This is a genomic window from Microbacterium cucumeris (assembly GCF_058349845.2).
Genome location: NZ_JBYRIZ020000004.1, coordinates 267,985 through 280,880, shown reverse-complemented (window position 1 = coordinate 280,880; position 12,896 = coordinate 267,985). Strand labels below are relative to the sequence as shown.

The window sequence follows — 12,896 nt, the reverse complement described above, 5'->3', positions numbered from 1 at the left end:
CCGCATCCGGCCACCATCACAAGGAGAGCAATGTCTCAGGCCCGCATCACCATCGACCGCGACTTCACCATCGCCGACGTCCCCCGGAGGCTCTTCGGGTCGTTCGTCGAGCACATGGGGCGCTGCGTGTACACCGGCATCTACGAACCGGGGCACCCGCAGGCCGATGAGCGCGGCTTCCGCCGAGACGTGCTCGCCCTGGTGCGGGAGATGGGCCCGACCGTGATCCGGTACCCCGGCGGCAACTTCGTGTCGGGGTACCGGTGGGAGGACGGCGTCGGTCCCGTCGAGGACCGCCCGGTCCGCATCGACGGCGCCTGGCACACCATCGAGACGAACGCCTTCGGGCTGCACGAGTTCGTCGACTGGGCGCGCGAGGCGGACGTGGAGGTCATGGAGGCGATCAACCTCGGCACCCGTGGAGTCGAGGAGGCGCGCGCGCTCGTCGAGTACGCGAACCACCCCGGCGGGACCTACTGGTCCGATCTGCGACGCAGCAACGGCGCGGCAGACCCGTTCGACATCAAGCTGTGGTGCCTGGGCAACGAGCTCGACGGCCCGTGGCAGATCGGGCACAAGACGCCCGCGGAGTACGGGCGGCTCGCCCAGGAGACGGCCAAGGCGATGAAGCTCGTCGACGACTCCATCGAACTCGTGGCGGTCGGTTCCTCCAACCGTCAGATGCCGACGTTCGGCACGTGGGAGCACACCGTGCTCACGCACGCGTATGACGAGGTCGACTACATCTCGATGCACGCGTACTACCAGGAGCACGACGGCGACGCCGAGTCGTTCCTCGCGGAGGCGGTGGAGATGGATGCCTTCATCGAGGGCGTCGTCGCCACGATCGACGCCGTGAAGGCGGCGGGCAAGCACACCAAGCAGGTCGACATCTCCTTCGACGAGTGGAACGTCTGGTACCAGTCGGGGCTGGACACCGAGGACCAGCCGCACCAGGTCTCCAAGTCCTGGCGCACGCATCCGCGTCTCATCGAGGACACCTACTCGGTGACGGATGCCGTCGTCGTCGGCACCTTCCTCAACAGCCTGCTCCGCCACGGCGACCGGGTGCGGATCGCCAACCAGGCCCAGCTCGTGAACGTCATCGCGCCGATCCGCTCCGAGGAGGGCGGTTCCGCGTGGCGGCAGACCAGCTTCTGGCCCTTCGAGCGGATGGCCCGGCTCGCCAAGGGACGAATCCTGCGTCTCGCTGTGAACGCCTCGCAGATCAGCACGAAGCGCTACGGCGACGTGGATGCCGTGGACGCCGCAGCGACATGGGACGAGGAGACCGGCCGTGTCGTGGTGTTCGTCGCGAACCGTTCGCTGGAGACATCCAACGACCTGACGCTGGACCTGCGCGGTTTCGGCGACCTGCGGATCGCGAGCGCCGAGACGCTGACGATCCCGGAGGGCGGCGATCGCCACACGGCGAACCTCGAGACCGCGCCGGACCGCGTGGGCATGGTGCCGCTCGCCGGCGCCGAGGTCGTGGACGGCGCCGTGCGCGCGACCCTGCCGCCGCTGTCCTGGTCGGTGCTCGAGCTGAACGCCGCACGCGCCTGATCCATACCTGGTCGACGCCGAAGGGCCCTGCTCGCGCTGAGCAGGGCCCTTCGGTTCATCCGCCCCGACTCAGCGTCGGGGGGAACAGATCTCAGCGCGCCAGGGCGATCGCTGACCACGAGACGGGCGGCAGTGTGATGGTCAGCTCGCCGCCGTCGATCCTGACGCTGTCGTTGACGTGCACGGTGACCCGTTCCGGCCGCTCGAGGGTGTTCTTGGCATGCACGTCCTCGTCGCTCAGGGTGTGCGCCTCGAGCACCGAGACGTCGCCGAGGCCGACGACGTCGACCGTCACTGTGATCGGCTCCGTCCGGCTGCGGTTCACCAGGAACACCGCCGAACGTCCGGCCTCGGCATCGTGGGTGGCGACAGCGTCGACGAGAGGGACCTCTCCGTACGCCTGCGTCGTGTAGGTCGGAGCATCGAGCTTGAGCTCCAGCGCCTCGCCCTGCGCGAGACGGGAGGTGATCGAGAACGGGTAGAAGGTCGTCTGACGCCAGGCGGGTCCGCCGGGTTCGGTCATGATGGGCGCGATCACGTTGACCAGCTGCGCCAGCGATGCGCTCGTGACCCTGTCCGCGTGCTTGAGCAGCGAGATCATGAGGCTTCCGAACACGACCGCGTCCACGACCGAGTACACGTCTTCGAGCAGGCGGGGCGCGACGGGCCAGTTGTCGATCCCCTCGATCTTGTCCACTCCGTGGTAGCGATCGATGTACCAGACGTTCCACTCGTCGAACGAGATGTCGATCTTCTTGGTGCTGCCGCGCACGGCGCCGACGTGGTCGGCGGTGGCGATCACCGTTTCGATGAAGTGGTCCATGTCGACAGCGGATGCCAGGAACGAGTCGATGTCCCCATCCTTCTCCTCGTAGTACGCGTGGCAGGAGATGTAGTCGACGTCGTCGTACGTGTGGCTGAGCACGACGCGCTCCCATTCGCCGAACGTCGGCATGTGGGCGCTCGACGAGCCGCACACGACGAGCTTGACCCCGGGGTCGATCTGCCGCATGCCCTTGGCCGTCTGCGACGCGATCTTGCCGTAGTCGTCGGCGGAGCGGTGCCCGAGCTGCCATGGTCCGTCCATCTCATTGCCGAGACACCACATCTCGACGCCGAACGGCTCATCGCGCCCGTTCCTGCGGCGGAGCTCGCTCAGCGCTGTGCCCCCACGGATGTTGGAGTACTCCAGCAGATCGAGCGCCTCAAGGGTGCCACGGGTACCGAGGTTGACAGCCATCATCAGGTCGCTTCCGACCTTCTCCAGCCAGGATGCGAACTCGTGAAGACCGACCTCGTTGGTCTCGGTGGAGTGCCAGGCGAGGTCCAGTCGGTGCGGGCGCTGCTCGCGCGGACCGACCGAGTCCTCCCAGCGGAATCCGGAGACGAAGTTGCCGCCGGGGTAACGGATCGTCGACACTCCCAGCTCGCGGACGAGATCGATGACGTCCTGGCGGAATCCTTCGGCATCCGCCGTCGGATGGCCGGGCTCGTAGACGCCATCGTAGATGTGACGGCCGAGGTGCTCGACGAAACCGCCGAACAGCCTGCGCTGGATGCGCCCGGTGACGAAATGCGGATCGATGGTCAGACGTGCGGTGGTCATTCTCTATTCCTCATTCTGTGCGGAGATCGTGCGGGCGCTGCGTGTCTCATGCGCTTCGGTGCGCAGGACGGGATCGACGACCTCGCGCGTCTCGCCCGTCATCATCACGGTCCTCGATCGCGCGAGGTCCCCGACGGAGAACCCGGCGGACAAGACGACCTCCCCCGCTTCGACGATCCGCCGACGCGACAGCCCGGTGAACGAGAAGCGATCCGCGTGCAGGGTGAACGCCACCTGCGTGCACTGACCGGCTTCGATCGCGATACGCGCATAACCGACGAGCTGCTGCACGGGCCGAGTGACCTGGGCGACCGGATCGGCCGAATAGAGCTGCACGACGGTCTCGCCCTCGCGCTCGCCCGTGTTCGCGATCGTCACCGTCGCCGTGACCGTGCCGTCCGTGGCGATCTCGGCGTGGTCGACGGCGAGCTCGACGATCTCGAAGGTCGTGTACGACAGGCCGTGGCCGAAGGGGAAGGCCGGAGCGATCGACAGGTTGCTGATCCGATCGCCGTCCTGCCCGAGCGGAGGCGCGAGGTACGTGTGCGGAAGAGCCGCGGAACTGCGCGGCACCTGCACCGGCAGATGTCCGCTCGGATTGACTTCCCCAGCCAGGATCCGGGCAAGGGCTCCGGCGCCCTCGACACCCGGCATGAACGCCTGCAGCACCGCCGCCCCGCGCCCGACGAAACGTCCGAGCGCGTAGGGGCGGCCGGAGAGGACGACGAGGACGACGGGCGTTCCCGTCGCGAGAATCGCGTCGACCAGATCTCCCTGATCTCCCGGAAGATCGAGCGACGCCGCGTCCGAGCCCTCGCCGGACGTGCCCTTGCCGAACATGCCGGCATGATCGCCGACGACGACGATCGCGACGTCGGCGTGCGTCGCCGCATCGACGGCGCGTGCCAGGTCCTCCGCCGTGCCGGGATCCTGCAGCGGACAACCGCTCTGCACGGCGACGCCCGCTCCGGGAAAGGACGCGCGCAGGGCATCCGGGAGCGACATCGCCGGCACCCCCGGCCCGAGTCCCGGGTGCCGAGGCAGCACGTGCACGGGGAACGAGTAGGCGCCCATCAGCGCGCTCGGATCGGCGGCGCAGGGCCCGATCACCGCGATGCGGGACGTTGCCGGCGCGAGGGGAAGCAGGGCCGCGGGATTGTCGAGCAGGACGATGGACTTCTCCGCCATGCGCCGTGCTATGTCCCGGTTGGCCGGGCTGTCCAGGTCGTGTTCGACGGGTTCAGCCGGTTTCCAGTCCTGGTCGAGCAACCCGAGCTGGATCTTCTGCCTGAGGACCCGCCGCAACGCCGTGTCGATGTCGGCGGCGGTGCGCTCGGGATCGGGGTCTTCGTCATCGAGGACGAGGAATGCCGAGATGTCAGGGAGTTCGACGTCCAGGCCGGCGTGCAGAGCCAGACGTCCGGCCTCGGGCATCGTCCCCGCCAAGCCGTGCTTGGACTTCAGGAAGGCGACAGCCCAGTAGTCGGAGACGACAGTGCCATCGAATCCCCACTCTCCGCGGAGCAGATCGGTCAGCAGCCACCGATCCGCCGCAGCGGGAACTCGATCAGTCTCGGTGTAGGAGTTCATCACGCTGCGCGCACCCGCCAGGCGAACCGCCATCTCGAAGGGAGGGAGCACGAGATCGCGCAGTTCCCGCTCTCCCATGGCGACCGGCGCGTGATTGCGGCCGCCGCGAGAGGACGCGTGCCCGGCGAAGTGCTTGAGCGTCGCGATCACGCCGGAGTTCTGCAGCCCCTCGACATAGGCGGATGCCAGCGTGGCGACCACGTACGGATCTTCGCCCATCGTCTCCTCCACTCGGCCCCAGCGGTAATCCGTCACCACGTCCAGCACCGGGGACAGGCCCTGGTGCACACCGACCGCCGACATGTCGCGGCCGATCGCCCGCGCCATCTCGCCCACCAGTTCCGGGTCGAATGTCGCACCCCATGCGAGCGCGGTCGGGTAGACCGTTGCGCCGAGGGTGGTGAAACCGGTGAGGCATTCCTCGTGGACGATGGCCGGGATGGCGACACGCATGGCATCGAGCAGGTGCTGCTGAGCGTCCCGAATGCGCGTCATTCCGTCACGCGCGGAGACCGGCGCGGTCCCGAAGACGCGAGTGAGCTGACCGATCCCGTGGCGGACGACTCGCTCGAACGGCGCCCTCCCCTCCGAGAACACGTCCTGCATCGGCGCGATGATCTCGCCGCCGGTGCGCTGGTCCGCCCAGTACCCGCCGAGTTGAGCGACCTTCTCCTCTCGAGTCAGTTCCGCGACGAGCGCATCCACTCTCGCCTCGACGCCGACCCGAGGGTCGCGCCAGATCTCGCCCGTCATGGGTGCGCCTTCCGTCACTGGATCTCACCGTTCGCATCCCCGCGCGAACGCCTGCTCCAGACTCGCTGGTCGACCGCGAAGATACAACGTTGTAAATTTCTTCTCCGGAGTATAGCCTTCTCAACCGAGACGGAGAGGTCCGGCCCGAGAGGCACTCAGTTCGAGGAAGAAACTGGCATGACGAAGACACACCGCTTGAAGAAGCTGCTCTACAACCAGCGGCTCGCACCGTACCTGTTCATCCTGCCGTTCCTGGTGACGCTGCTCGTCTTCTGGCTCGTCCCGGTCGGACGTTCCGTGATCATGAGCTTCCAGGAGGTGCTGTACGGCCAGGCGACGTTCATCGGCACAGCGAACTACGAACGACTCTGGAACGATCAGGTGTTCTGGAAGGCCATGTTCAACAGCGTCCGCTACATGGTGCTGACGCTCGTGATCCTCGTCCCGATCCCGATGGCGCTCGCGGCCATCATCAACTCCAGGCTGGGAAGCAGCCGGATCAAGAACTTCTTCAAGTCGTCGCTGTTCGTGCCCGCTCTGACCTCCGTGGTGGTCGCGGGCATCGTGTTCCGGCTGATGTTCTCCGAGACCGACTCGGGGCTGATGAACCAGATCGTCGAGTTCTTCGGGTTCGGCCCGGTGCGCTGGCTCCGTGAAGACCTCACCGGACTGGCGGCGCTCCTGCTTCTCGCGCTGTGGCGTTGGGCCGGCGTCAACACGATGTACTTCCTCGCCGGAATGCAGGCGATTCCGAGCGAGTACTACGAAGCGGCATCCATCGACGGCGCGAACAAGCTGCAGCAGTTCTTCAACGTGACGCTTCCCGGTCTCAAGCCCACGATCGTGTACGTCACGACCATCAGCGTGTACGGGGGGCTGGCGATGTTCCTGGAGAGCTTCATGCTCTACGCCGGCAACAACTCGCCGAACAATCAGGGGCTCACGATCGTCGGCTACCTCTACCGGAAGGGCATTCAGGAGAACGACCTCGGCTTCGCCTCCGCCGTCGGCGTCGTGCTCCTGGTGCTGGTTCTCGCGATCAACCTCACCCAGCTCACGGCCACGGGAACGTTCAAGAAGGAGTCGGTGCGATGAGCCAGGACACAGCGATGACATCCGACCGCACCTCGAGTGCAGGCGCATCGAGGCCGCGCATGAGCCGCAGGACGGCCACGCTCATCCAGAGCGCCTTCCTCATCGTGATCGCACTGATCTCGCTCGTGCCCGTGATCGCGATCTTCGTCGGGACCTTCCAGGACGGCAACGACGTCATCCGCAACGGCATCTCGTTCTCGATCGACCTCTCGGAGCTGAGCTTCGACAACTACGCGATGCTCTTCACGGATTCCGGCATGTACTTCCAGTGGTTCTGGAACAGCCTGCTGCTGACCGCCGTCCAGGTGGCCGGCACGCTGCTGGTGAGCTCGTTCGTCGCCTACGGATTCGCGATGTACGAATTCCGCGGCAAGAGCCTGGGCTTCATCCTCGTGATCATCCTGATGACCATCCCGTTCGAGATGCTCATGCTGCCGCTCTACGTGCAGGTCAACGACCTCGGCGCCGCAGACCAGTACTGGATCGTCGTCCTGCCCTTCCTGGCGCAGGCCGTGACGATCTTCTTCTTCCGCCAGTACTTCCTGGGCGTACCCCGCGAGATCCTCGAAGCCGGCCGTGTGGACGGCGTCTCGGAGTTCGGCATCTTCTTCCGCCTCGTGGTCCCCATCGCCAAACCCGCCTTCGCCGCCATGGCGATCCTGAACGGCATGACCATCTGGAACAACTTCCTCTGGCCGCTTCTGGTGCTGCGCTCGCCCGAGAAGTTCCTGCTTCCGATCGGCCTCAACACCCTGCTGACTCCTCACGGCAACAACTACGAGCTGCTGATCATCGGCTCGTTCTTCTCCCTGATCCCGATCCTGATCCTCTTCCTCGCGTTCCAGCGATTCTTCGTGGCCGGCATGACCGCCGGCGCGGTGAAGGGCTGATCTCACGCGTTCCTCCAATCCCCAACCGCAGTACCCAACACACAGTCAGGAGCAACATCATGCGAATCCGAAGGATGCTGACCGCAACGATCGCGGCAGGGCTGGCAGTCGGAGCTCTGGCCGGCTGCACGAGCGGCGGCCAGCCGGACGGCGGCGGCGAAGGCGCCGACGGCGCGACCGCACTGGACATGTGGGTGTTCGCCGAACTCCACGGCCAGGTCTACGAAGAGATGGCCGAGAAGTGGAATGAGGAGAATCCCGACAAGGCCGTCGACCTCAACATCACCGTCTACCCCTACCAGGACATGCACGACAAGCTTCTGCTCGCCGTAAACTCGGGCCAGGGACTGCCCGACCTCGCGGACATCGAGGTCGGCAAGTTCGCGAACTTCGTCAAGGGCAGCAACCCGCCGCTCGCCGACCTGACCGAGGCCGCCGCTCCCTACGCCGACGACATCGTGCAGGCCCGGCTCGACCTTTACAGCCGAGACGGCAAGATCTACGGCTACCCGACGCACGTCGGCGCCTTCGTCGCGTTCTACAACACCGAATTGCTCGAGGCCGCCGGTGTCGACTACACGACGATCAAGACCTGGGATGACTTCGCTGCGGCCGGAACCGCGTACAACCAGGCGACGGACAAGGCCTTCAGCGTCGCAAGCACGGGCGTCTTCTTCACCGAGCCTCTGGCGATCGCCCAGAACGGCGGACAGCTCTTCGAGGACGATGGGCTCGGCGCGCCCGCGGTGAACAGCCCCGAGGTCGTCGAGACGATGCAGATGTTCCAGGACATGAAGGAATCGGGTGCGCTCTCGACGATTCCCGGCGGCAGCCCGGACAGCGAGGAGGCCTTCGGCGCCATCAACAGCGGTGACTACGCCGCCATCGTCTATCCGGCGTGGTACACGTCGCGCTACGTCGACTACATGCCTGACCTGGCAGGCAAGATCGCCATCGCTCCGGCTCCGCAGATCGAGGGCTCCGAGGTCCTCACGATCGGCGGCGGCGGCACCGGCACCGCCGTGATGGCTGCCAGCGAGAACAAGGAACTCGCCAGCGATTTCCTCGCCTACACGAAGTTGTCCCTCGAAGCCAACGTGGCGGTGTGGGAGGTCCTCGGCTTCGATCCGGTCAACATGTCGGTCTGGGAGGACGAGGCGGTCACGCACAACCCGGACAACAAGTTCAACCAGTACTTCCAGACGAACCTCTTCGACGTGCTGAACTCGGTGAAGGACGGCATCGGCCACTTCGAGTCGTTCTCCAACGAGAACCTGCCGACTGTGGACAACCAGTTCCGGACGGTCACTCTCAACGAGATCTACGAGAACGGCACGCCTGCGGAGGAAGCCCTCGATCAGGCACAGGAAACCGTGCAGAACGAACTGGGCCAGTAGTCCCGCGCATGCGGTTGGGGCGGAGGTTCATCCGCCCCAACCGCGTGGCGCCCGACCGGGCGGAAGCAGCGGACGCGCGGCCGACACACATGATCGCTGACGACCGGGACGGCGCGGCTAGAGTGAAGACAACGCGGCTGAGCCGTGACACAGCGATTGGTGGAACGATGGATCCGACGATGCACGACGTCGCCAGGGTCGCCGGCGTCTCCATCAAGACGGTCTCCAACGTCATCAATGACTATCCGCACGTGCGCACGTCCACTCGTGAGCGCGTCCAGGCGGCGATCACGGAGCTGGGCTATCGGCCGAATCTGTCGGCGCGCGGGCTCCGCTCCGGGCGCACCGGTGTCATCGGACTCGCCGTCCCTGCGATCAGCGAGAACTACTTCGCCAAGCTGGCAGACGCCGTCATCCGCGCCGCCGACGCACGCGGACTCGGCGTCGTCGTCGAGCAGACCAGCGGCAATCGCGAGCGCGAGCTGCAGGTCATCACGGGTGGACGGCTGCGTCTGACCGACGGACTCCTGTTCAGCCCCTTCGCGCTCGGGCAGTCCGACGCCGATTCCTTGAACACCGGCTTCCCGCTCGTCCTGCTCGGCGAGCGCATCTTCGACGGTCCGACCGACCACGTGACGATGCACAACGTCTCCTCGGCGAGAGCCGCGGTAGAGCATCTGCTCGACATCGGCCGGCGTCGGGTCGCCATCGTCGGTGCCGAGGCGGCTCCCCTGGCGGGAACGAGTTCCGCGACATTGCGCCTGGCGGGCTATCGACAGGCCTTCGAGGGCGCGGGCATCGAGGTCGATCCGCGACTGATCCGCACGACGGAGCACTGGAACCGCACCGCCGGCGCCTTGGCGGTCCGCGAGCTGGTCGGCGAAGGGATCGCCTTCGATGCGGTCTTCGCCCTCAACGACGCCCTGGGGCTTGGCGCCCTTCGTGCACTCGGTGAGGCAGGCCTCCGGGTCCCGGAGGATGTGGCGGTCATCGGATTCGACAACATCGACGAGGCCCGATTCGCCATGCCGTCGATGTCGAGCGTGGACGCGGGCAGCGCCCAGATCGCACTCACCGCAGTCGATCTCCTCATCGAACGCATCGAGGAGAAGGGCGATCGCCGTCCGCCGCGAACGGTCAAGCCGGGCTTCCGCATCGTCCGCCGCGAGTCGACCGGGTTCCCCGGGCGCGCCGCGGAAGCAACGCCGAACGCCTGAGCACTCCGCCTCCGATCGGCCGCCGCAACTCGACAGGTCGAACTCCTTCGGCACCTACAACGTTATAAATTCTTCTTGACGTCCCAATGGAAGCTCTGGGATAGTGGCCCCGCGCGCACTTTACGACGTTGTAAATCAAGATCGCGTAGAGTTCGTGCTCGCCATCCGGCTCCGGCGTCGCTGCATGAACGAGCGTCTCTCCGAGTCGGCCGAATCACACGAGATGAGGAATCGATGGAGAACATGTCAAAGCACCGGCCTTCGGGTCGGTCCTGGAGAGGACGGCGCGCGATCGGGTTGCTCACGGCTGCACTCGTCGCCTTCGCCGGGTTGACGGCGACGGCTCCTGCGGCCGCCGCGGAGCCGTGGGTCGGCGTGCAGGCCGACGGCTATCTGCGCATCAGCGTGCCGAACGCCGCCGTCGAGGAGGCCGTCGGGCCGGTATCGCAGGTGGTCGTCGAGGGCAACTTCGGCCCCTCGCACAACTGGGCGCAGATCGGCCTGCAGCGCAGTGGCGCCAACTGGACCGCGACCTACGGCCCGTTCGAGCCTGGCCTGTACTACTACCAGGTGACGGGAGACGACAGCAAAGTGCTCAAGGACGCGAGCAACCCCACGAGAGTCGCGTCCGAGCCGGAATGGAGCACGTTCTTCATTCCAGGTGAATCGGCGGCCCTGCTCGCCGACGCGCCGGAGGAGGCAGGCACCATCGAGACGATGACCTACGACAGCGCGGTCGCCGGCGAGGAGCGTGAGGCGCTCGTCTGGCTTCCACCGACATACAAGCCCAAGGGCAAGAAGTTCCCGGTCTTCTACCTGCAGCATGGCGGTGGCCAGAGCTACCGCGACTGGGTGGAGGTCGGTCGTGCCGAGCAGATCCTCGACAACCTGTGGTTGTCGGGTCAGCTCGAGGACATGATCGTGGTGATGGGCAACGGGAACGTCTCCGACTTCTCCGCCGAGCTTCTGGAGAACATCGTCCCCGCCGTCGAGGACAACTACAACGCCTCGCCCTCGAAGAAGAAGCGGGCACTCGCCGGCCTGTCGATGGGCGGCGGCCAGACGTTCGAGGTCTTCAGCGAGCACCCCGGCGAGTTCGCCCAGATCGGCACGTTCGGCGCCGGTCGATTCGACGATCTGGCGAGCATCCCGGTGTCGAAGATGAACAACAGGACGGACCTCTTCCGCGTCTACGTCGGCAATCCGACGGACATCGCGCACAATGACGTCTACGATTCCTTCCAGAAGTTCGACGAGCTCGGTCTGCACTACCAGTTCGACGGCGTGAACCCGGATGCCGGGCACAACTGGAACGCCTGGCAGGAGAACCTCATCGACTTCGCCCCGCGGTTGTTCACCGGTGAGGCTTCCGACCCCGCGATGAGTGAGGGACACACCGCGCTCACCGAGCGCTTCGAGAAGCCGGCATCCGGCACAACGCCGACACCATGGATCAGCGAGGACGGCTTCGTCACCTTCGAGACGACGACGGAGTTCGCGGAGGCCGAATACGTCTCGGTGTGGGCGAACATCGCGCCCGGGGGCAGTTGGCTGCGCACGGAGATGAGCAAGGTGGGCGACCGCTGGCAGACGACGATCGGTCCGCTGGACCCGTGGTTCTACCACTACCGGCTCATCGTCGATCGTCAGGCGGTCAAGGACACCTCCAACCCGGCCTCCGTCACGTCCGAACCCGCGTGGAGCACCTTCCTCGTCGAAGGGGAGGCTTCACGTCTGCTCACCGACGTGCCAGAAGGCGAAGGCGGCGATCTGGAGGTCATGACGTACCAGAGCAGTGTGGCCGGTCAGGAGCGCAGCGCCTATGTCTGGACTCCGCCGGGCTACGACCCCGAACGCGCTGAACCCTACCCGCTGTTCGTGCTCAACCACGGTGGAGGCCAGAGCTGGACGGACTGGGTGGAGGTCGGCCGAGCACGCCAGATCCTCGACAACCTCTCGCGCGACGGATCGATCCAACCGATGGTCGTGGTGATGCCCAACGGCAACGTCAACGACTACCCGACCGAGCTGCTCGACAACGTCGTACCGACCGCGGAGAACCACTACAACATCAGCGTCAACCCTGCCAAGCGCGCACTGGCCGGCCTGTCGGCCGGAGGAGCGCGCACGGTCTCGGTGCTGAAGGCGCATCCGGGCGAGTTCGCCTGGATCGGCACGTTCGCCGCCGGCTTCGGCGGCGCGGCGGGCGTGGATGCTGACGCCATCAACGCGGGCACCGAACTGTTCCGGCTCTACACGGGAGACATCACCGACTTCACATACGGGTCCGTGATGAACTCGCTCCCGGTGCTGGACGAGCTCGGCATCGAGTACGAGTTCGACGGCGTGACGGTGGGACCGCACGGATGGGACGTCTGGCAGAAGAACCTGATCGACTTCGCACCGCGTCTGTTCCAGAGTCTTCCCGCTGACGACCTTCGCCCAGAGGCGGCACTGGTGTCGCCGTCGACGGCGGGCCCGTTCGACGCGGTGAGCATTCAGGTCGACGCATCCGACATCGGTGGACTCGAGCGCATCGTCGCGAACGTCTACCAGGACGGCAAGCTCGTCGAGAGCACGCAGTCGGCGATGAACGGTGCCGAGAGCGGATCGCACACGGCGACCGTGGAACTCCCTTCGGGCGAGTACCTGGTGAAGTACAACGCGCACGATCGTTCAGGCAACGTCTCGAAGACCGGGACGTTCGCCTTCACGGTCGCAGACGGGGCGTGATGGCGCCGCCGACGACGAGCTGACGCGGACAGGGGATGCGGCCGGATCG

Annotated in this window: 8 protein-coding genes; 6 read left to right on the top strand and 2 right to left on the bottom strand. The window is 66.0% G+C overall.

The features are described 5' to 3' along the window. Positions 1-30 precede the first annotated feature (30 nt). On the top strand, positions 31-1,566 hold the full coding sequence (gene arfA / locus AC3RXZ_RS12970; protein ID WP_243229500.1) for an arabinosylfuranosidase ArfA: 1,536 nt from the start codon (positions 31-33) through the stop codon (positions 1,564-1,566). A 91-nt stretch (positions 1,567-1,657) separates the two neighbouring features. Here arfA (AC3RXZ_RS12970) and arfA (AC3RXZ_RS12965) read toward each other — a convergent pair whose 3' ends face one another. Next, complete coding sequence (gene arfA, locus AC3RXZ_RS12965) at positions 1,658-3,172, bottom strand: arabinosylfuranosidase ArfA (protein WP_243229499.1); 1,515 nt, start codon at positions 3,170-3,172, stop codon at positions 1,658-1,660. 3 nt (positions 3,173-3,175) lie between these two features. Further along, complete coding sequence (locus AC3RXZ_RS12960; RefSeq protein ID WP_243229498.1) at positions 3,176-5,515, bottom strand: glycoside hydrolase family 3 N-terminal domain-containing protein; 2,340 nt, start codon at positions 5,513-5,515, stop codon at positions 3,176-3,178. Between the two features lie 177 nt (positions 5,516-5,692). Between AC3RXZ_RS12960 and AC3RXZ_RS12955 the strand changes: the two genes are divergently transcribed. From AC3RXZ_RS12955 to AC3RXZ_RS12935, 5 genes are all read left to right on the top strand, one after another. Further along, positions 5,693-6,610, top strand: coding sequence for a carbohydrate ABC transporter permease (locus AC3RXZ_RS12955; RefSeq protein ID WP_243229497.1), 918 nt, complete (start codon positions 5,693-5,695; stop codon positions 6,608-6,610). 59 nt (positions 6,611-6,669) lie between these two features. Further along, the gene (locus AC3RXZ_RS12950; RefSeq protein ID WP_243229496.1) at positions 6,670-7,500 is read left to right on the top strand and encodes a carbohydrate ABC transporter permease; all 831 of its coding nucleotides are present in this window, start codon (positions 6,670-6,672) and stop codon (positions 7,498-7,500) included. Between the two features lie 59 nt (positions 7,501-7,559). Next, positions 7,560-8,897, top strand: coding sequence for an ABC transporter substrate-binding protein (locus AC3RXZ_RS12945; protein WP_243229495.1), 1,338 nt, complete (start codon positions 7,560-7,562; stop codon positions 8,895-8,897). Positions 8,898-9,064: 167 nt separating this feature from the next. Then, entirely contained in the window at positions 9,065-10,114 is a 1,050-nt protein-coding gene (locus tag AC3RXZ_RS12940; RefSeq protein ID WP_374208981.1) for a LacI family DNA-binding transcriptional regulator, read from the top strand. A 234-nt stretch (positions 10,115-10,348) separates the two neighbouring features. After that, positions 10,349-12,847, top strand: coding sequence for an alpha/beta hydrolase (locus AC3RXZ_RS12935; protein WP_491494280.1), 2,499 nt, complete (start codon positions 10,349-10,351; stop codon positions 12,845-12,847). Positions 12,848-12,896 lie beyond the last annotated feature (49 nt).

What these genes read in the sequence shown, in the direction of transcription:
- AC3RXZ_RS12960 (WP_243229498.1), bottom strand. Translation starts at nt 5,515, where the DNA reads ATGACGGGCGAGATCTGGCGCGACCCTCGGGTCGGCGTCGAGGCGAGA.
- AC3RXZ_RS12955 (WP_243229497.1), top strand. Translation starts at nt 5,693, where the DNA reads ATGACGAAGACACACCGCTTGAAGAAGCTGCTCTACAACCAGCGGCTC.
- AC3RXZ_RS12935 (WP_491494280.1), top strand. Translation starts at nt 10,349, where the DNA reads ATGGAGAACATGTCAAAGCACCGGCCTTCGGGTCGGTCCTGGAGAGGA.
- AC3RXZ_RS12950 (WP_243229496.1), top strand. Translation starts at nt 6,670, where the DNA reads ATGAGCCGCAGGACGGCCACGCTCATCCAGAGCGCCTTCCTCATCGTG.
- arfA (WP_243229500.1), top strand. Translation starts at nt 31, where the DNA reads ATGTCTCAGGCCCGCATCACCATCGACCGCGACTTCACCATCGCCGAC.
- AC3RXZ_RS12940 (WP_374208981.1), top strand. Translation starts at nt 9,065, where the DNA reads ATGGATCCGACGATGCACGACGTCGCCAGGGTCGCCGGCGTCTCCATC.
- arfA (WP_243229499.1), bottom strand. Translation starts at nt 3,172, where the DNA reads ATGACCACCGCACGTCTGACCATCGATCCGCATTTCGTCACCGGGCGC.
- AC3RXZ_RS12945 (WP_243229495.1), top strand. Translation starts at nt 7,560, where the DNA reads ATGCGAATCCGAAGGATGCTGACCGCAACGATCGCGGCAGGGCTGGCA.